Origin of the sequence: Streptomyces sp. NPDC005374 (assembly GCF_042872225.1) — a bacterium.
In the GTDB taxonomy this organism is placed as follows: domain Bacteria; phylum Actinomycetota; class Actinomycetes; order Streptomycetales; family Streptomycetaceae; genus Streptomyces.
Genome location: NZ_JBIAKA010000003.1, coordinates 556,026 through 574,754, shown reverse-complemented (window position 1 = coordinate 574,754; position 18,729 = coordinate 556,026). Strand labels below are relative to the sequence as shown.

16 protein-coding genes are annotated in these 18,729 nt (G+C 69.1%); 12 read left to right on the top strand and 4 right to left on the bottom strand.

What is annotated here, in order from left to right:
- Positions 1-9 precede the first annotated feature (9 nt).
- The 11 genes from ACFYRX_RS10855 to ACFYRX_RS10805 all read left to right on the top strand — a co-directional run bounded on the left by ACFYRX_RS10855 (position 10) and on the right by ACFYRX_RS10805 (position 13,971).
- Entirely contained in the window at positions 10-1,263 is a 1,254-nt protein-coding gene (locus ACFYRX_RS10855; protein WP_389098063.1) for a D-arabinono-1,4-lactone oxidase, read from the top strand.
- A 196-nt stretch (positions 1,264-1,459) separates the two neighbouring features.
- Positions 1,460-2,707 (top strand): ROK family transcriptional regulator, encoded by a 1,248-nt coding sequence (locus ACFYRX_RS10850; protein WP_389098061.1) that lies wholly within the window; start codon positions 1,460-1,462, stop codon positions 2,705-2,707.
- A 41-nt stretch (positions 2,708-2,748) separates the two neighbouring features.
- Complete coding sequence (locus ACFYRX_RS10845) at positions 2,749-4,593, top strand: glycoside hydrolase (RefSeq protein ID WP_389098059.1); 1,845 nt, start codon at positions 2,749-2,751, stop codon at positions 4,591-4,593.
- Between the two features lie 230 nt (positions 4,594-4,823).
- Entirely contained in the window at positions 4,824-6,089 is a 1,266-nt protein-coding gene (locus ACFYRX_RS10840; RefSeq protein WP_389098057.1) for an ABC transporter substrate-binding protein, read from the top strand.
- 20 nt (positions 6,090-6,109) lie between these two features.
- The gene (locus tag ACFYRX_RS10835; RefSeq protein ID WP_031040856.1) at positions 6,110-7,078 is read left to right on the top strand and encodes a carbohydrate ABC transporter permease; all 969 of its coding nucleotides are present in this window, start codon (positions 6,110-6,112) and stop codon (positions 7,076-7,078) included.
- The gene (locus tag ACFYRX_RS10830) at positions 7,075-7,944 is read left to right on the top strand and encodes a carbohydrate ABC transporter permease (RefSeq protein WP_389098055.1); all 870 of its coding nucleotides are present in this window, start codon (positions 7,075-7,077) and stop codon (positions 7,942-7,944) included. The genes ACFYRX_RS10835 and ACFYRX_RS10830 overlap by 4 nt, the downstream gene beginning before the upstream one ends.
- 27 nt (positions 7,945-7,971) lie before the next feature.
- A complete protein-coding gene (locus tag ACFYRX_RS10825; protein ID WP_389098053.1) occupies positions 7,972-10,830 on the top strand; it encodes a glycoside hydrolase family 2 TIM barrel-domain containing protein in 2,859 nt (952 codons plus the stop codon).
- A 130-nt stretch (positions 10,831-10,960) separates the two neighbouring features.
- Positions 10,961-11,965 carry an ATP-binding cassette domain-containing protein gene (locus ACFYRX_RS10820; RefSeq protein WP_389098051.1) on the top strand — a complete coding sequence of 335 codons (1,005 nt, stop codon included), beginning with the start codon at positions 10,961-10,963 and terminating at the stop codon, positions 11,963-11,965.
- 1 nt (position 11,966) lies between these two features.
- Entirely contained in the window at positions 11,967-12,770 is an 804-nt protein-coding gene (locus tag ACFYRX_RS10815) for an ABC transporter permease (protein WP_389098049.1), read from the top strand.
- A gap of 5 nt (positions 12,771-12,775) precedes the next feature.
- Positions 12,776-13,576, top strand: coding sequence for an ABC transporter permease (locus tag ACFYRX_RS10810; RefSeq protein WP_389098048.1), 801 nt, complete (start codon positions 12,776-12,778; stop codon positions 13,574-13,576).
- Positions 13,577-13,617: 41 nt separating this feature from the next.
- Complete coding sequence (locus ACFYRX_RS10805; RefSeq protein ID WP_389098046.1) at positions 13,618-13,971, top strand: VOC family protein; 354 nt, start codon at positions 13,618-13,620, stop codon at positions 13,969-13,971.
- 17 nt (positions 13,972-13,988) lie between these two features.
- Here the strand turns inward: ACFYRX_RS10805 and ACFYRX_RS10800 are convergent, their stop codons facing one another.
- The 4 genes from ACFYRX_RS10800 to ACFYRX_RS10785 are packed head-to-tail and all read right to left on the bottom strand — an operon-like array spanning position 13,989 to position 17,662.
- Positions 13,989-15,248 carry an MFS transporter gene (locus ACFYRX_RS10800; RefSeq protein WP_389098044.1) on the bottom strand — a complete coding sequence of 420 codons (1,260 nt, stop codon included), beginning with the start codon at positions 15,246-15,248 and terminating at the stop codon, positions 13,989-13,991.
- A gap of 57 nt (positions 15,249-15,305) precedes the next feature.
- Complete coding sequence (locus ACFYRX_RS10795) at positions 15,306-16,589, bottom strand: MFS transporter (protein WP_389098043.1); 1,284 nt, start codon at positions 16,587-16,589, stop codon at positions 15,306-15,308.
- Entirely contained in the window at positions 16,586-17,173 is a 588-nt protein-coding gene (locus ACFYRX_RS10790; RefSeq protein ID WP_389098041.1) for an ArsR/SmtB family transcription factor, read from the bottom strand. Before ACFYRX_RS10790 ends, ACFYRX_RS10795 begins: the two co-directional genes overlap by 4 nt.
- Before the next feature lie 33 nt (positions 17,174-17,206).
- Positions 17,207-17,662, bottom strand: coding sequence for a MarR family winged helix-turn-helix transcriptional regulator (locus ACFYRX_RS10785; RefSeq protein WP_389098039.1), 456 nt, complete (start codon positions 17,660-17,662; stop codon positions 17,207-17,209).
- Between the two features lie 109 nt (positions 17,663-17,771).
- Here ACFYRX_RS10785 and ACFYRX_RS10780 point away from each other — a divergent pair, with 109 nt between their 5' ends.
- Positions 17,772-18,725: an LLM class flavin-dependent oxidoreductase gene (locus ACFYRX_RS10780; protein WP_389098230.1), complete on the top strand. Its 954-nt coding sequence runs from the start codon at positions 17,772-17,774 to the stop codon at positions 18,723-18,725.
- Positions 18,726-18,729: the final 4 nt, after the last annotated feature.

Genomic DNA, 18,729 nt, shown 5'->3' with positions numbered 1-18,729 from the left:
ACGACGGACATGTCCGAGAAGATCACCAACTGGGCGGGGAACATCACCTACGCCGCCAAGGAACTGCACCGGCCCCACTCCCTCGACAGGGTCGCCGCCCTGGTCGCCGACAGCGCGAGGGTGCGGGTGCTGGGCAGCGGGCACTCCTTCAACGAGATCGCCGAGCCGGGCCCCGAGGGCGTCCTGCTCTCCATCGCCGACCTGCCGCCGGTGATCGACGTGGACACCTCGGACCGTACGGTACGGGTCTCGGGCGGCGTCCGGTACGCCGAACTCGCCCGCACGGTGTACGCCCACGGCCTCGCGCTGCCCAACATGGCTTCGCTGCCGCACATTTCGGTGGCCGGCTCGGTGGCGACCGGCACCCACGGTTCCGGTGTCGGCAACGCCCCGTTGGCATCCGCTGTGCGCGAGGTTGAGCTGATCACCGCGGACGGGTCCGCTCTGACGATCGGCCGGGACGACGAGCGGTTCGGCGGCGCGGTCACCTCGCTGGGCGCCCTGGGTGTCGTCACCGCGCTCACCCTGGACCTGGTCCCGTCCTTCGACGTGGAGCAGTACGTCTTCACCGAACTCCCCCTCGCCGGGCTGGATTCGGCGGCCTTCGAGACGATCATGTCCTCGGCGTACAGCGTCAGCCTGTTCACCGACTGGCGGGCCCCGGGCTTCAGGCAGGTGTGGGTCAAGCGTCGGGCGGACCAGCCGCTCACCGACTTCCCGTGGGCCACGCCCGCCACCGAGAAGATGCACCCGGTGCCGGGGATGCCCGCGCTCAACTGCACCGAGCAGTTCGGGGTTCCTGGACCCTGGCACGACCGACTGCCGCATTTCCGGGCCGAGTTCACACCGAGCAGCGGGGAGGAGCTCCAGTCGGAGTACCTCCTGCCGCGCGAGTACGCCGTGGCGGCGCTGCAGGCGGTGGACGCCATCCGGGACACCGTCGCCGGGGTGCTGCAGATCTGCGAGGTGCGGACCATGGCAGCCGACGAGCAGTGGCTGAGCCCCGCCCACGGCCGGGACACGGTGGCCCTGCACTTCACCTGGATCGAGGACACGGCGGCCGTCACGCCGGTGGTGCGCCGGCTGGAGCAGGCGCTGGACCCCTTCGACGCGCGGCCGCACTGGGGGAAGGTGTTCACGACGCCCGCGGAGGTGCTGGGTGAGCGCTACCCGCGGCTCGGCGACTTCCGGAAGCTGGCGCGTGAGCTGGACCCCGAGGGAAAATTCGCCAACGTCTTCGTCCGGAGCGTACTCGCCGACTGACTTTATAAAGCCCCTTTCCTAACCCCTTGTCGAAAGTCCTCCGCAGCCCATAGCCTTGCGCCGCGCCGGTGCCACTGTCGTCCCGGCATGAGCTGAAGGGATGGGGGTCGGCACCGATGCTGTGCTTTCCCGGGGGACAACCCCCGGACCCCCGGCAGAAGGAAATACACCGACGCTGGCCAGGGAGGGAAGCCCGATGAGGCGCGGCACATCACGCGACATCCGCACCGCGAACCGCTACGAGGTGCTGCGCCAGATCATCGCCGAGTCGCCCACCTCCCGGCAGGAGCTGGCGGCGGCCACCGGGCTGAGCCTGGCCACCGTCGCCACGCTGGTGGGCGAGCTGCTCGACCTGCGCATGATCACGGAGGTCGGCTTCGAGGAGTCGGCCGGCGGGCGCCCCAGGGGACTCGTGGCCGTCAACGCGTCGGGGGGCGCGTTGATCGGCGTCGACATCGCGGAGACCTACGTCCATGTCGAGCTGTTCGACCTCGCGCTGAACGTCCTGGCCCGCGCCGAGGAGGACGTCCGCCCCGGCGAGAGCCTCCCCGAGCAGGTCGTCGGCCATGTCGCCGCCGCCGTCGGGTCGGTGGTCACCCAGGCCGGCATCGAGGGCGCCCGGGTGCTGGGCGTCGGGGTGAGCGTGCCGGGGCAGGTGGACCGCGCCACCGGCATCTCGGAGTACGCGCCCAACTGGGACTGGCACGACGTGCCACTGCTCGACCTGCTCTCCGAGTACATCGCCTACCCCCTGTACCTGGACAACCCGCTGCGCGCCGGCGCGGTGGCCGAGCTGTGGTTCGGGGCCGCACGTGGGCGCGGGAACGCCGTGGTGGTCAACCTCGGGACCGGCGTGGGCGCCGGACTGATCCTGGGCGGCGGACTGCACCGCGGTGTCTCCAACAGCGCCGGCGAGTGGGGCCACAACACGATCGTGCTGGACGGACGCCTGTGCCGCTGCGGCAACCACGGCTGTGTGGAGACGTACGTGGGGGCGCCCGGGATCATGCTGAACCTGCGGGAGTTGAGCCCCGACAGCGAGCTGCTGCACCCGGGTGACCAGACGGCGACGATCGCCGCGCTGGCCCGGGGGATGCTCACGCAGGACCCGGTGGCGCTGAAGGTCGTGAGGCACACCGCCCGCTATCTGGGCGCCTCCATCGCGCACCTGGTCAACCTGTTGAACCCCGAGGTGGTCGTGCTCAGCAGCTGGGTCGCGTCCGCCCTGGGCGAGCCCCTGGTCGCGGAGGTGCGCGAGGCCGTCGCCCGGCACGCGCTGCCCCGGCCGATGGCGGCCACCGAGATCGTCCTCTCCCCGATCCCCACGGACCCGGCGTGTCTGGGTGCGGCGACGTTCGCGCTCGAAGGGGCGCTCCAGTCGGTCGGGCAGAGGTCCGCGAAACGCACCACCCCGGCGAGGGTGAAGACCCACAACCCCCGCTAGGAGCCGTACCGCACCGCACCACCTTCATGACGACGGAAGGGATGCACGTGTCTCACCCCCACCGCAGGAGATCGGCCCTGCTGACAGCCGCAGCCGCGTTCGCTGTCGCCGGGCCCCTGATATCCGCTCCACCCGCCTCGGCCGCCACCCCCACGGCTGCCGAAGTGTCCCCGCACGCCGCCCAGACCATCGACAACATCGGTGCCTCGGGCGCCTGGTGGGTCAACGACCTGAAGAACTTCGACCCGAAGGTCCAGGCCCGGGTGGCCAGGCTGCTGTTCTCCAAGGACGGTCTGGCGCTCAGCAGCTACCGCTACAACATCGGCGGTGGCGGCACCGGCGTGACCTACGCGCCGCGCGCTCCCGAGACCTTCGTGAAGGCCGACGGGTCGTACGACTGGAGCAAGGACAAGGCGGGCCGCTCCTACCTGTACGCCGCCGCCAAGTACGGCGTGAAGGACCTGATCGCCTTCGTCAACAGCGCGCCCGCGCAGTGGAAGACCAACGCCAAGAGCTGCGGCGGCTATCTGAAGGCGGAGAACACCCAGGACTACGCGAAGTACGTCGCCGACGTCACGGCCCACTTCGCCGGGCAAGGCGTGAAGATCGACTACATCAGCCCCTTCAACGAGCCGACGAACAGCTTCGACGACTGCGGCCAGGAGGGCATGCTGGTACCGGTCGACCAACGCGACGACATCGTGCGGGCGTTGGGCGCCGAGCAGCAGGCCCGGCACCAGAGAACGGGCATCATCGCCGACGAGTCCAGCAGCACGGTCGGCTTCAACACCGAGCTCCCGCAGTGGATCTCGCAGCCGGACACCGCGCAGTACGTCGACAGGCTCGCCCACCACACGTACAACAACCCGGGCGACGACCAGCGGGCGAAGGTCTACGAGACGTCCAAGTCGGTCGGCAAGCAGTCCTGGTCCACGGAGATCTGCTGCTTCGGCAACGGCGGCACGGGCTGGGCGCAGGAGTACGACCCCACGATCGACGGTGGTCTGAACCTCTCCCGGATCATCTACAAGGACTTCGCGACCGCGCACGACTCGGCGTTCCAGTGGTGGGTCGCCCTGTCCGAGATGATCGGCTCCGACCCCCTCGCGAAGAACTCCGAGGGCTGGAACGACGGCCTGATCTACTACGACCCCGACTACGCCACCAACGGCAATCAGACCCTGTACTTCACCAAGCGGTACTACGCGCTCGGCCAGTACAGCAAGTTCGTCCGGCCGGGCTCGGTCGCCCACAACGTGACCGGCGTTCCGGACGGCGTCGAGGTGTCGACCTACGACGACAACGGCAAGTGGGTGGTCGTGGCCAACAACCACAACACCACCGACACCGCGCTGAACCTGCACTTCAACAGCAGCTCGCCGGTGCGCGCGAGCAAAGCCGTGCGCACCTCGGCGACCGAGAGCTGGGCGAACGTGGCCAAGCCCGCGGTCAAGGGTGGCACGGCGTCGGCGACCCTGCCGGCCCGGTCCATCACGACGTACGTCCTCGACCAGAAGGGACACGGCAGTTCGGCCGTCACGGGCGCGCTGCGGGGCAAGCAGTCCGGCAAGTGCCTGACCGCGGACACCTCGGGCGCCGCGATCACCACCTGCACGGACGGCACCGCGCAGTCGTGGTCGTACGACGCCAAGGGCCGCCTGAAGGGCGTGAACGGCTATCTGACCGCGGGGAGTTCGGGGCTCACCACGAACCCGGAAGCGACCCGTGACGGCAGCCAGCGATGGCTGCTGAACGCCAACGGACAGGTCGTCAGCGAGGCGTCCGGGCAGTGCCTGGACGTCGGCGGACAGGCGACCGCCGACGGCAGCAAGGTCGGCCTGTGGTCCTGCAACGGCGGGACCAACCAGGCCTGGTCCAGGCAGTAACACGTAACACCCGCAAGGGGGTTGTGGGCCGCTGGTGCGGCGGCCCGCAACCCCGCGACGTCCGGTATTCCGAACACTGCACAACGCTTCGAGCAGACTTCGTCCAACCCCTTGCCGAAGGCTTAGCCGAAGGTTAACGTCCCGCACCGCAAGAACATTTGAGCCACCTGGCACTGAGCCGCAGAGCCAAGGCACAGAGCCGCAGCCGTATTCGAGACAAGGACGTCAGCATGTCGGCAATGAGCACTCCCAACTGGAACCGTCGAAACGTTCTGCAGGCCGCGATGGGTCTGGCCGCCGCCGGCGGGCTGGCCGCGTGCGGCGGCAACAACGGCCGAGGCGGGAGCGGAGGGTCGGGAACCCAGCTCACCCAGATGTTCCACGCCTACGGCGAAGCGGGCACGGAGCAGGCGATCAAGCGGTACGCGAAGGCGTACACGAAGGCCAACGTGACCACCAACTGGATCACCGGCAACACCTTCGAGGCCAAGCTCTTCTCGTCGCTGCTCACCAAGCAGGCGCCCGACCTCTTCGAGTTCCACCCGCAGATCCAGCTCGTGAAGAGCGGCCAGGTGGCTGACCTGACCGACATCATCGACCCGGTCAAGGACGACTTCAACCCGGCCGACATCAAGTCGCACACGGTGGACGGGAAGATATACGGCGTCCGCATGATCGACGACCCGCAGTTCTTCTTCTACCGGAAGTCGATGCTGGCGGCGGCCAAGGTCGATGTGCCGACCACCCTCGACGAGCTGCTCGAGGCCGCGGAGAAGCTCACCACCAGCAAGGTCAAGGGCGTCTTCCTCGGCAACGACCTCACCCCGGCCATCAACCCGCTCCTGTGGTCGGCCGGCGCCGACACCCTCACCGCCGACAACAAGCCCGCCTTCAACACGGACGCGGTCGCCGCCGGCATGAAGCAGCTGCGCCAGCTGTTCACCAGCGGCAACCTGCTCCTCGACGCCCCGGCCGACTACTGGGACCCGTCCGCGATCAACCAGGGCCTGTGCGCCATCCAGTTCTGCGGCATGTGGGCGATGCCCGCGATGCAGAAGGCCCTCGGCGACGACCTCGGCATCTTCCCCTTCCCCAAGGTCGGCGACAACGGCAAGCAGTCGGTCTACAACGGCGGCTGGTCGATGTTCGTCAACGCCAAGGGCAAGAACGTCGACGCGGCCAAGGAATACGTGAAGTGGCTGTGGATCGACCAGAAGAAGTACCAGGAGGACTGGGCCACCTCGTACGGCTTCCACATCCCGCCGCGCACCTCCATCGCCCAGTCCGCCACCAAGCTCAAGTCGGGTCTGCCGGCCGAGGGCGTCAAGCTCTTCAACGAGTTCGGGCACTTCGACAACATCGGCTGGACCCAGTCCATGATCACCGCCCTGACCGACGCGTTCACCAACAGCGTCCGCAAGAACGGCGACCCGAAGGCCACGCTCGCCACCGCGGAGACGAAGGTCAACGCCGAGCTCAAGAAGCTCTTCGGATAGGTCGACGGAGAAACCACGACATGTCGACCACCACCACGCGCGGGGTCGCCCAGCCCGCCCCGGCCAAGGCCTCACCGGCCCGGCCGCGGCGGGGCCTGAGGGGCAACCCGACCTTCAACTTCTGGCTCTTCACCGGGCCCTTCCTCGTCGGCCTGGCGATCTTCGTCTTCGTGCCGATCTTCTGGAGCATCTGGCTCAGCTTCTTCGACGCACGCTTCACCGTCACGCCGAGCAAGTTCATCGGCTTCGACAACTACAAGAGCATGCTGACGAACTCCAACTTCACCGGTTCCCTGGTGACGTTCACGGTGTTCGCCGCGCTCATCGTGCCCCTCACCTGGGCCCTGTCCCTGGGCCTGGCCCTGCTGGTGCACCGGCTGCGCTTCATGCGGGCGTTCTTCCGGTCGGTGTTCTTCCTGCCGACCGCCGTGTCCTACGTCGCCGCCGCGCTGATCTGGAAGATGTCCATCTTCACCGGTGTCCGCTTCGGCCTGATGAACACGGTGCTCGGCTGGTTCGGCGTCGAGAACATCGCCTACCTGTCCGACCCGAACCCGCCCTGGTACTGGCTGGTCATCGTGACCGTACGTCTGTGGCTGCAGGCCGGCTTCTACATGATCCTGTTCCTGGCCGCACTGCAGAACATCCCGGCGGAGCTGTACGAGGCAGCCGCGATCGACGGCGCCAAGCCCGGCTGGCAGACCTTCCGGTACATCACGCTGCCCCAGCTGCGCGCCACCTCGACCGCGGTGATCCTGCTGCTGCTCGTCGCCGCCTACCAGGCGTTCGACGAGTTCTTCAACATCATCTCGATCAAGGCGACCTGGGGCCAGACCCCGCTCATGGTCCTGTACAAGACAGCCCTCGGCGACAACCAGGACTACGGCGCCGGCAGCGCGGGCGCCGTCATCCTCACGGTGCTGATCTGCGCCGTCACGCTCCTTCAGGGCAAGTTCATGGGCTTCGGAAGGGGGGAGGACTCCAAGTGACCACCACCGCACCTCAGGTGGGCAAGGAGCGCGGCAAGAAGCGCGGAGGCGCCCTCGGCAGTACGGGCCTGTACATCGCCGTCAGCGTCGCCGCCCTGCTCTTCCTGCTCCCCTTCTACCTGATCCTCCGCAACTCCCTCTCCACGGACCCGGAGATCACCGGCGAGAACTGGAAGCTGCTCCCCTCCTTCCAGTGGGGCAACATCGGCGAGCTGTTCGACGACCCGACCGTCGACTTCGCCAGGTCCATGTGGAACTCGATGGTGATCGCCGTCTCCATGACCGTCGGCACCCTGCTGATCTGCTCACTGGCCGGCTACGGACTGGCCCGTATCCCCTACAAGCACGCCAACAAGGTCTTCTACGCCGTCCTCGCGACCCTGATGGTCCCCACCGCCGTCACCTTCGTGCCCAGCTTCGTACTGGTCTCGTCGCTCGGCTGGATCGACACCTACCGGGGTCTGATCATCCCGGGTCTGTTCAGTGGTTTCACCTGCTTCCTGTTCCGGCAGTACTTCCTCGGGTTCCCGAAGGAGCTGGAGGAGGCGGCACGCGTGGACGGGCTCGGTTACTGGGGCGCATACTGGCGCATTGTGGTACCCAACTCGCTGAACTTCTTCGCGGCGATGGCCACGATCACGTTCATCAGCGGGTGGAACGCCTTCCTGTGGCCGTTGGTCATCGGCCAGGACCCGAGCTCCTGGACCGTCCAGGTCGCCCTGTCCTCCTTCATGACCAACCAGACCGTGAACTTCCACCTGATCTTCATGGCCACCGCCATTTCCATCCTGCCCCTGGTGTTCGTGTTCCTCTTCCTCCAGCGCTGGCTGGTCCAGGGGATCGCGCAGACCGGCATCAAGGGCTGACACCTCTCTCTCAGGACCTGGAGACCGATGTCTTTCCGCACCACCACGGCCATCGACTTCGTCGAGGACGTATCCCCGGGCAGCGGGGCTCTTCCGCCCCGCGCCTGGTACGCCTCGTCCGACGCGAAGGCCCTGTCCCTCGACGGCGCCTGGCGCTTCCGCCTCTCGGCGACCGCCGACGCCGAGGACGACTCCTTCGCCGAGGAGGGATACGACGCCGCCGGCTGGGCCGAGGTCACGGTCCCCGGGCACTGGGTCCTCCAGGGCGACGGGGCCTTCGGGCTGCCGATCTACACCAACCACCTGTACCCGTTCCCGGTGGACCCGCCGCACGTCCCGACGGAGAACCCGACCGGCGACCACCTGCGGGTCTTCGACCTCCCCGAGGACTGGCCGGCGGACGGCGGCGCCGTCGTCCGCTTCGACGGTGTCGAGTCCTGCGCCCGGGTCTGGCTGAACGGCACGGACCTCGGCGAGTTCAAGGGCTCCCGGCTGGCGCACGAGTTCGCGGTCGGGCATCTGCTGAAGCCCAAGGACAACGTCCTCGCGGTCCGCGTGCACCAGTGGTCGGCGGGCTCCTACCTGGAGGACCAGGACCAGTGGTGGCTGCCGGGCATCTTCCGTGAGGTGACCCTGCTGCACCGGCCTTCCGGCTCCGCCGGAGACTTCTTCGTGCACGCCTCCTACGACCACGTCACCGGCGAGGGCACCCTGCGCGTCGACTCCGACGTGGACGGGCGGGTGCTCGTGCCCGCCCTGGACATCGATGTCGCGACCGGGGAGGCGGCGACGGCCCCGGTGACGCCTTGGAGTGCCGAGAACCCCCGGCTGTACGACGGCGAGCTGGTCACGGAGGGCGAGCGGGTCCCGCTCAGGATCGGTTTCCGCACGGTCGTCCTGGAAGACGGCCTGATCAAGGTCAACGGCAGCGCGATCCTGTTCAAGGGCGTCAACCGCCACGAATGGCACCCGGAGAAGGGCCGCACCCTCGACCTCGAGACCATGCGCGAGGACGTGCTGCTGATGAAGCGGCACAACCTCAACGCGGTGCGCACCTCGCACTACCCGCCGCACCCGGCCTTCCTGGACCTGTGCGACGAGTACGGCCTGTGGGTCATCGACGAGTGCGACCTGGAGACCCACGGCTTCGTCGAGCAGGGCTGGCGCGACAACCCCGTCGACGACGACCGCTGGACCCCGGCCCTCCTGGACCGTGCGTCCCGCATGGTCGAGCGGGACAAGAACCACCCCTCGATCGTCTTCTGGTCGCTGGGCAACGAGGCCGGCACCGGCCGCGGCCTGACCGCGATGGCCGAGTGGATCCACGGCCGCGACTCCTCCCGCCTGGTGCACTACGAGGGCGACTGGAACTGCCGGGACACCGACGTGTACTCGCGGATGTACGCCGACCACGCCGAGGTCGAGCGGATCGGCAAACGCCTCGACGGCGGCCCGCAGGTCCGCCGCGAACTGCCGTTCATCCAGTGCGAGTACGGCCACGCCATGGGCAACGGCCCCGGCGGCATCGCCGACTACCAGGACATCTTCGAGAAGTACGACCGTCTCCAGGGCGGCTTCATCTGGGAGTGGATCGACCACGGCATCAAGCACCCCGAGCTGGGCTACGCCTACGGCGGCGACTTCGGCGAGGAGCTGCACGACGGCAACTTCGTCTGCGACGGCCTGATCTTCCCGGACCGCACGCCCTCCCCCGGGCTCGTGGAGTACAAGAAGGTCATCGAGCCCGTCCGCATCGAGGGCGCCGACGGCTCCGTACGGATCACCAACAAGTACGACTTCGCGGACCTGTCCGCGCTCGCCTTCGAGTGGTCGTACCAGGTGGACGGCGAGACGGTCGAGACCGGAACGCTGTCGGTGCCGGCACTGGCACCCGGTGCGTCGGCCGATCTGAAGCTGCCGGAGCCGCCCGCGCACGAGAGCGCGGAGGCGCAGTGGACGGTGCGGGCGCGGCTCGCCGCCGACAGCGCGTGGGCCCCGAAGGACCACCTCGTCGCGTGGGGACAGGTCCCGGCCTCTTCCGCGGTACGGCCTTCCGTCGCGACCGGCGACCGGCCCGTGCGCGGCGAGCGGCTGATCACCCTCGGCCCGGCGTCCTTCGACGCCCGCACCGGCGCGCTGCGGACGATCGGCGGGGTCGCCGTCGAGAGTCCGCGTCTGGACGTGTGGCGGGCGACGACCGACAACGACGAGGGCGAGTGGAACGGCGGCATCTGCTACAGCAAGCTGTGGCGGAACCTCGGCCTGCACCGGATGCAGCACCGTCTGGACTCGGTGGAGCTCGGCGAGGACGCGCTGACCGTCCGGACCCGGGTGGCGCCCGCCGCCCGCGAGGTGGGTCTCGCAACCGTCTACCGCTGGACCTCGGACGGCACGAAACTGCGTCTGACGGTGTCGGTGGGTCCTGAGGGCGAGTGGACGCAGCCGCTGCCCCGGCTGGGCGTCCGGCTCGGACTCCCCGCGGCCGACCAGGTGCGGTGGTTCGGCGGCGGTCCCGGCGAGGCCTACCCGGACACCCGGAAGGCCTCGATCGTGGGGCGCTACGACTCGACCGTAGACGAGTTGCAGACGCCGTATCTGCGCCCGCAGGAGAACGGCGCCCGCGCCGACGTCCGCTGGGTGGAGCTCGGCGGCCTCAGGATCGAGGGCGACCCGGAGTTCTCCTTCACCGCCCGCCGCTGGACGACCGAACAGCTGGACGCGGCGGCGCATCTGACGGACCTCCGGGCCGGTGACACGGTGTGGGTCAACCTCGACCACGGCCACCACGGAGTCGGCTCGCAGTCCTGCGGACCCGGCCCGCTGCCGCAGTACCACCTGCGCGCGGAGCCCGCAGAGTTCTCCTTCGTGTTCTCGGTGATCGATTAGTCCAATTCACAGGTGGATTAATCCATTGCCAATGTGATCGAAATTCTGCAACGGTCATGGTGTGCCCGCGGCCGGTCGGCTCCTCAGCCGACCGGCCGCAACTTGTGTTCACAGCAAGGGAGTTCACACCGTGAGCGGAAGTATCGAGGTGCGCGGTCTCTCGCGTACCTTCCACACCACCGTCCGTCGTCCCGGTATCGCCGGCACCCTGCGCTCCCTGGTCAACCCGGAGCGGGTCGCCAAGCACGCCGTCTCGGACATCACCTTCGACGTGGCGCCCGGCGAACTCCTCGCCCTGCTCGGCCCGAACGGCGCCGGCAAGTCCACCACCATCAAGATGCTCACCGGCATCCTCACGCCCACCTCCGGCGAGGCCCGGGTGGCGGGCGTGGTGCCGTACGAGGAACGCGAACGCAACGCCCGTAACATCGGCGCGGTGTTCGGGCAGCGCACCCAGCTGTGGTGGGACCTGCCGGTGCGCGAGTCGTTCTCCATCCTCAGAGACATCTACGAGGTGCCGAAGGCCGAACACGCAAGAAGGCTCCAGGAGTTCGACGACATCCTGGAGCTCTCCACGTTCTGGGACACCCGGGTCCGCCATCTCTCCCTCGGCCAGCGGGTGCGCTGCGACCTGGCCGCCGCGCTGCTGCACGACCCGCCCGTCGTCTTCCTCGACGAGCCCACCATCGGCATGGACGTGGTGGTCAAGGAGCAGGTCCGGGAGTTCCTGCGCCACCAGGTCGAGGAGCGCGGCCGGACGGTCCTGCTGACCACGCACGACATGACGGAGGTCGAGCGGCTCGCCGAGCGGCTCGTGCTCATCAACCACGGCAGACTCGTCCTCGACGGCAGCCTGGACGAGATCCGCCGCAAGTTCGGCTCCACCTGGCAGGTCCGCGCGACGCTGGCCGACCCGCACACCGAGGTCGTCCCGCTGCCGGGGATCGCGGTGCTGCGCAAGGAGGGCCCGCGGCTCGTGTTCGGCCCCGAGAGCCCCGACGGTCCCGACTCCCCCAGCGTGCACCAGGCGCTGAAGGCGGTCATCGAGCGGTACGAGGTGACGGGCGTCGCCATCGACGAGGCCGACCTCGAGGACGTCATGCGGGCCGCCTACGTCCACGCCGAGGCGGTCTGACATGGCGGTCCTGCACGCCTGGCGCGCCGCCCGCGTCACCCCGCTCGGCGAACTGCACGCACCGCCCCGGATGACGGCCGTCCTGATCCGGCTGATCGTCCAGGTGATCCTGGTGGCCTCCCTGTGGCACGGCCTGTACGCGCACACCGGCACCACCGCGGGCCTCGCCGAGGGCCAGGCCGTCACCTACGCGGTGCTGGCCGTACTCGCCTCCCGGCTACGGGAGTTGGACCAGTACGCGGGCCGGGACACCGTGCTGCAGCACATGCACTTCGGCACGATCGTCTACTGGTACCTGCGTCCGCTGCCGCCCCAGCGCTACCACGCCCTGCGCGCCCTCGGCGAGCAGCTGTACGGGTTCGCGTGGGCGCTCGGCGGATACCTGGTGTGCCTCGCGGCCGGAGTGGTGGACGCGCCCAAGTCCCCTGCCGTGGCAGGGGTGTTCGCACTGAGCCTGCTGCTGGGCCAGTGGGTCCTCTACCACGTGATGCTGATCCTGGACCAGTTGTGCTTCTGGACGGTCCGCAACAACGCGGCGATGCTCATCCTGATCTTCGCGCAGAACCTGCTGTCGGGTGTGTACGCGCCGCTGTGGTTCTTCCCGGACTGGTTCATCACGCTGAGCGGATTCCTGCCGTTCCAGGCGACGTTGAGCGTGCCGCTGTCGATCTACATCGGACGCATCCCACTCTCCGACGCCGGTGAGCAGCTGGCGATCCAGGCGTTCTGGGGCGTGGCCCTCACCCTGTTCACCCGTTTCCTGTGGCGGCGGGCCGCCCGTCGCGTCATCTCCCAAGGAGGCTGAGGCCTGTGAACGGCATGCGGATCGCGTGGCGCATCACGCGGCTCAACTTCCGTGCCCAGCTGGAGTACCGCACCGAGTTCCTGCTGATGATCGCGATCGGCGCGATCTGGCAGGTGTCGGTGATCGTGTTCGCCACCGTGCTGCTGACCCGGTTCACCGGGATGGGCGGCTGGGACAGCTCGGAGGTGCTGCTGATCCCGGCGACGCGGATGCTCGCGCACGGGCTGTTCGTGCTGGTGCTGGGCCGGGTGCACGGCGCGGGCCGGCAGATCCAGGAGGGCAGGATCGACATCTACCTGACCCGCCCGATGCCGGTGCACCGCCAACTCCAGCTGGCCTTCTTCCCCACCAACGCGATCGGCGACCTCACGGTCGCGGTGGGCCTGATGGTGGGCGCCCTGAGCCGAAGCCACCTGGACTGGACGCCGGGCCGGATCTCCTACCTGATCGCGGCCCTGATCGGCGGCATGCTCCTGGAGGCGGCCCTCTTCACCGCGATCATGTGCGCGGCCCTGCGCTTCCCGGCCGCCGACTACTGGGGGCGCTGGCTGGAGGAACTCCTCGGCACCTTCGGCAGCTACCCCCTCAACGTCCTCCCGAGGGCGGTGGGCGGCCTCCTCACCTACGGCCTCCCGCTCGCGTTCGTCGCCTACTTCCCGGCGGCCGTCCTGACCGGCCACGGCCACGACACCGGCGTCCCGTACTGGCTGGCGGCGGCCTCACCGCTGCTGGGTGTGGTGGCCTACCTGGGCTCGCGGCTGCTGTGGCGCTGGAGTCTGCGTCACTACGCGGGAGTCAACGGGTGACGACCAACTGTGTACGGCATCGGCAAAGCTAGGATCAACGGATGACCTTGGAATGGGAACAGGTAATCGTCCACTCGGAAGACCCGGCGGCGCTGGGGCAGTGGTGGGCCGATGCTCTCGGATGGGTCGTCGTCCACTCCTCCGACGACGAGTTCGAGATCCGTCCGGCGCCCGACCGCATGCCGGGGCTGGACTTCGTCCGGATCGAGGAGAGCAAGAAGTCCAAGAGCCGCCTGCACCTCGACTTCCGGCCCGACGACCAGGACGCCGAGGTGGCTCGCATGGTCGCTCACGGCGCGCGGCGCGTCGACATCGGCCAGGGCGACCAGTCGTGGGTGGTGCTGGCGGACCCCGAGGGCAACGAGTTCTGCATCCTGGGGCAGCGGCGTCAGTGAGGCGCGCCGGGGCGCGGTCACTCCCGGCCGGACCGCCGTAGGGGCGTGAACAGCGCGGCCGTCGCGATCAGTACGCAGCACGCACCCGCGGCCAGAGCGACGGGGGCCGTGCCCCGCTGCTCCGCCGCCCAGGTCAGGACGGCCGCGCCGACCGGGGCCGCGGCGTAGTGCAGGGTCCAGAAGGCCGAGGTGACCCGGCCGAGGAGCGGCTCGGGGGTGACCTCCTGGCGCAGGGACATGGAGCAGGTGCCCGCCATGGCGCCGCCGGCGAGGAAGAGCGCGCACAGCACCGCGACGGCCGGGACGCCCCGGGCCCAGCCGATCCCGGCGAAGGCGAGCCCGCAGAGCGCGACCGAGCCGGTCCAGACCGCCCCGAACCCGAGCCGTCGGCGTACCCGGGCCACCAGGAGTGCGCCGGCGACGGTGCCGAGCGCGCCGACGGCCATGACGGTGCCGACCGTGCCGTCGTCGTGACCGAGGTCGTGCTTGACGTGGTAGATCACCAGGTCGTTCAGGCCGAGGGTGAGGAAGCTGAACACGAACAGGAGCACGGTGAGCGAGCGCAGCACGGGGTGTCCGCGCAGGAAGGACACCCCGGTGCGCAGGTCCCGCCACAGAGCGGTGCGTTCGGCCGGCTCGGCGGGGCGGGAACCGAACCGCACGAACCATGTGCACAGCGCCGACACCCCGAAGCTGGCCGCGTCCACACCGACCGCTGCGGCGGGCCCGGTCCAGGCGGCCACGACCCCCGCGCACACCGGCCCCAGCACCCCGGCCGCGGCGGCGGTGGCGTTCAACCGCCCGTTGGCCTCGGTGAGTTGCCCGGTCGCGACGAGCCCGCGTACGACGGTGACGTACCCGACGGCGAACAGCATGCCGACGGCCTCGCACAGCGGCAGGACGGCGTAGAGCAGCCAGACCCGCGGCCCTGCCAGCCACACGAGGGGAATCACGCCGTACAGCGCCATGCGCACGAGATCGCAGGCGATGAGCAGCCGACGCTTGTCGACGCGGTCCACCACCACCCCGGCGAACACGGCCGCGACGACCGCGGCAGCCCCGCCCACCGCCGTCAGCATCCCCATCCGCGCGACGGAGCCGGTCGTCTCAAGCACCAACAGGGGCAGGGCGATCAGGGCGAAGGAGTCACCGAGGACGGAGAGCGTCTGAGCGACCCAGAACACGGCGAAGTCGCGCTGCCGCCAAAGCGGCCCCGAACGGGCGTCCCCTGAAAGGGACTTGACGGATTCCCCGTCCCGCTGAGCCTCGTGGGCCATGCCCCTCCTCCGGTGTCCCGGCAACCTTAGGACCACCGGTGACTGCTCCCCGACGAATTACCGCACGGCGGTCTGATGCCGGTGTTCGGCGGGCAGCTCATGATCATGGTCCAGGGAACGGATGCCCGGTACCGGCGAGGGCAACAGCCACAGCAACGACGACACCCCACCGACGGCGACGATGACAAGAGTCGCCCTGAGCCCGACCGTCGTGGCGAGCACCCCTCCGGCGAGTGCGCCGAGGGGGCGTATCCCGTAGTTGACGGTGCTGTAGGCACCCGTGACGCGGCTGCGCAGGGAGTCCGGAGTGACCGCGGTCTGCAGGGAGTTGAGGGGGACGTCGAACCACATCACCCCGAGGCCCACCAGGAAGTAGGCCGCACCCAGGATCGCGGCACCGGCCCACGCCGGGCCACCGGCGACCGCGGCCAGCGCGAAGGGCGCCGGAAACAGCACGGCCCCGACAGCAACGCACCGTCCCAACCCGATGCGTCGGGACAGCCACGGTGCCGTGAGTGCCCCGACGAGGGAGCCGGTCGCCCCGATTCCGAGGGCCAACCCGATTGCGCCCGGGGACAGTTGGAGTTCACGGTCGGCGAAGAGCACGACCATGCCGGTGCCCGCCAGGAAGGTGAAGAAGTTGATGGTGGTGGAGCAGCCCAGGCTTGCCCGCAGCACTGGATGCCTCAGCACGAAGAACAGTCCGTCCCGGGCATCCCGCAGCAGCGCGGGCAGGGCGGCGCCGGAACGGGCTGCGGGCGCGGGCTCGTCGAGCGGCCCCCTGCCCAGCAGAAGCGCGGACACCAGAAATGACAGCACGTCGGCTACGACGGCGATGGGCGCACCCAGAACCTGGACAAGCCCGCCACCGGTCGCGGGCCCGGCCACGAACGACGCCGAACGGGCCGCGCTGAACTTGCTGGTGGCGTCGACGTACGACGCACGCGGCACGATCCGCGCGAACAGCGGCTGCCAGGCACAGCCGGCCGTCACTCCCGCGAGTCCGCCGAGGAGCACCACCACATACAACTGCCAGAGCGTGACGGCCCCCCACAGATGGGCGGCGGGCAGGGACAGCAGCACGCCCGCGCGCACGAGGTCCATGACGACCAGCAACCGCCGCTTCCGAGCCCGCCCGTCCACCCAGGCCCCCAGCAGGAGCGCAAGCAGGTTCGGCGTCCAGGCGAGGGCGGTCAGCACAGCCACCTGACCGGCGGAGGCGTCCAGGACGGTGACGGCGATGAGGGGTACGGCCACTTCGGAGACCCGGTCGCCGAACTGCGAGACGGCACTGCTCGCCCAGTACCGGACGAAACGCCGGTCGCGCCACAGGGAGGTCACGCGTCGGCGCCGTCCGCCGTCTCGGGCAGCATGTACCGCAGCAGCCGTACACCCCGGCCGTCCGGTGGCCGCTGCTCCCGCATGACGTAGGGGGCGATGGCGGCTTCGATCGCGTCCTCGATCACGGCAAGTTCCTCGGCGGTCACCACGACCCGGGTGTTGGCGAGGCCGGAGAGCCGCCGCCAGGCCGGTTCGAGGGCGGGTTCGGTCTCGGTCGCCCATCGCTCGGGGAGCTCGGCGGCCCGGGCGAACATCTCCCAGGACAGCGCCCGCGCGGCCGAGGTGCCGTCCTCGTCCTCCGGCACGTCGACCCGGAATCCCCGCGCCACCGCCTCCCACCGCCGCTCCCGCCGGTCCGTGCCGCCCTCCGCTGCGTCCCGTACCAGTCCGAACCCCGCCAGGTGCCGCAGATGCCAGCTCGCCACAGAGGGAGTCGCCCCTACGTGCGGCGACAACTGCGAGGCGGTGGCGGGGCCGTGCCGCTGGAGCCGCTCCAGGATCGCGAGCCGTACGGGGTGCGCGAGCGCCCGCATGGCCTTCGGGTCGGTGATCTCTATGTCGCCGAGACGATTACCGGATTCCATGACGTGAGAGTGTCCTCTCACGAAACGTGAGAGTCAACTCTCAGACCGGGAGGGCCCGTTGACGACGAGTGACTTCAGCGCGCGGACCAGGTGCTCAGAGTCGGCGCGGGAGAGCGGGGCGAGGAAGTCGCGTTCCATCTCCCGGCGCGCGGATTCGGCGTCGCGCAGACGGTCCCGACCGGTCGACGTGAGCTGCACGATGTTCTTGCGTCGGTCCCGTGGACTGCGGCGCCGCTCGACGAGTTCCTTGCCCTCCAGCGCGTCGATGAGGGCGACCATCGTGGTGCGGTCGATGCCCAGTTTGCCCGCCGCGTCCAGCTGTGAGAGCTCGCCATGCGCGTCGAGGACGACAAGAACCGCCAGTTCACGGCCGTCGACCCCGTGCGGCGCCAAGGCTCTCGCGGACTCTTCGGTCAGCCGCAGATACGCGTGCTTGAGCAGATAGCCGAGGCGCGAGGTGAGGACCTCGGGCGGTGCGTCGCGAGTCATCGCGTCAGAATATCCGATCACTGATAATCAGTGTCGCTGACGATCTACTATGGTGATGATTACGTCACCGCCAACGGTGACGCGTCGACTCGGAGGGCACGTGGCAACCATGTCCGACCAGCACCTCTCATCCGTGACGTTCGGAATCAAGACGACCCCGATGCGGGTCTCCTACCAGGACATCCTCCGCGTGTGGCAGGAGGCCGACGAGCTACCCGAGATAGCGGACGCCTGGCTGTGGGACCACCTCATGCCGATCGTCGGCCCGAAGGACGGGCAGATCCTCGAGGGGTGGACGCTGCTGAGTGCCTTGGCCGCCAGTACCCGGCGGCTGCGTCTGGGCCTGCTCGTGACAAGCAACCGGGTCCGGCCGCCCGCAGTCCTCGGCAAGATCGCCACGACGGTCGACGTGATCTCGGGGGGCCGCCTGATCATGGGCCTCGGCGTGGGCGGCACCTCGCAGCCACCTGACGCGGGCGGCATCGCCGGAGAGAACCCGGCCGTCGCGGAGTACGCGGCCTACGGTCTCACGCTCGTCCCGCCCGCCGAAGGCATCGCGCGCCTGGAGGAGACCATCGCCATCCTCCGTGGCATGTGGACACGGGACGTCTTCGACTTCCACGGGCGCCACTACACCCTGACCGGTAACCGCAACGAGCCAAAGCCCTTACAGCAGCCAGGTCCGCCACTGCTGATCGGCGGCTGGGGAACCCGGACACTGCGCCTGGTCGCCGAGCATGCCGATATCTGGAACACCCCCGGACCGCCGCACAACACGCTCGACTACATCACCCGGCGCAGCGCCGTTCTCGACGACCACTGTGCCGCGATCGGTCGTGACCCACGAACGATCACCCGCTCCGTGCAGTACATCGTCTCCTACGACGATCCGGCCACCGACCGCAAGGCCATAGCCGAGTTGATCGCCGCGGGCGTGACACACATCGTGTTGAGCCTGCGCAGTCCTTATCCCTCACAGGTCGCACGATGGCTCACCGACGAGATCATCACGCCCTTGCGTGGCGCAACCGCAGATGACGGCACAACCGGAGAGATCCGCTGACGGA

Coding starts and splice junctions, on each gene's coding strand:
- ACFYRX_RS10790 (WP_389098041.1), bottom strand. CDS start 17,173: ATGGAATCCGGTAATCGTCTCGGCGACATAGAGATCACCGACCCGAAG.
- ACFYRX_RS10800 (WP_389098044.1), bottom strand. CDS start 15,248: ATGGCCCACGAGGCTCAGCGGGACGGGGAATCCGTCAAGTCCCTTTCA.
- ACFYRX_RS10805 (WP_389098046.1), top strand. CDS start 13,618: ATGACCTTGGAATGGGAACAGGTAATCGTCCACTCGGAAGACCCGGCG.
- ACFYRX_RS10835 (WP_031040856.1), top strand. CDS start 6,110: ATGTCGACCACCACCACGCGCGGGGTCGCCCAGCCCGCCCCGGCCAAG.
- ACFYRX_RS10780 (WP_389098230.1), top strand. CDS start 17,772: ATGTCCGACCAGCACCTCTCATCCGTGACGTTCGGAATCAAGACGACC.
- ACFYRX_RS10855 (WP_389098063.1), top strand. CDS start 10: ATGTCCGAGAAGATCACCAACTGGGCGGGGAACATCACCTACGCCGCC.
- ACFYRX_RS10815 (WP_389098049.1), top strand. CDS start 11,967: ATGGCGGTCCTGCACGCCTGGCGCGCCGCCCGCGTCACCCCGCTCGGC.
- ACFYRX_RS10850 (WP_389098061.1), top strand. CDS start 1,460: ATGAGGCGCGGCACATCACGCGACATCCGCACCGCGAACCGCTACGAG.
- ACFYRX_RS10785 (WP_389098039.1), bottom strand. CDS start 17,662: ATGACTCGCGACGCACCGCCCGAGGTCCTCACCTCGCGCCTCGGCTAT.
- ACFYRX_RS10825 (WP_389098053.1), top strand. CDS start 7,972: ATGTCTTTCCGCACCACCACGGCCATCGACTTCGTCGAGGACGTATCC.
- ACFYRX_RS10845 (WP_389098059.1), top strand. CDS start 2,749: ATGCACGTGTCTCACCCCCACCGCAGGAGATCGGCCCTGCTGACAGCC.
- ACFYRX_RS10840 (WP_389098057.1), top strand. CDS start 4,824: ATGTCGGCAATGAGCACTCCCAACTGGAACCGTCGAAACGTTCTGCAG.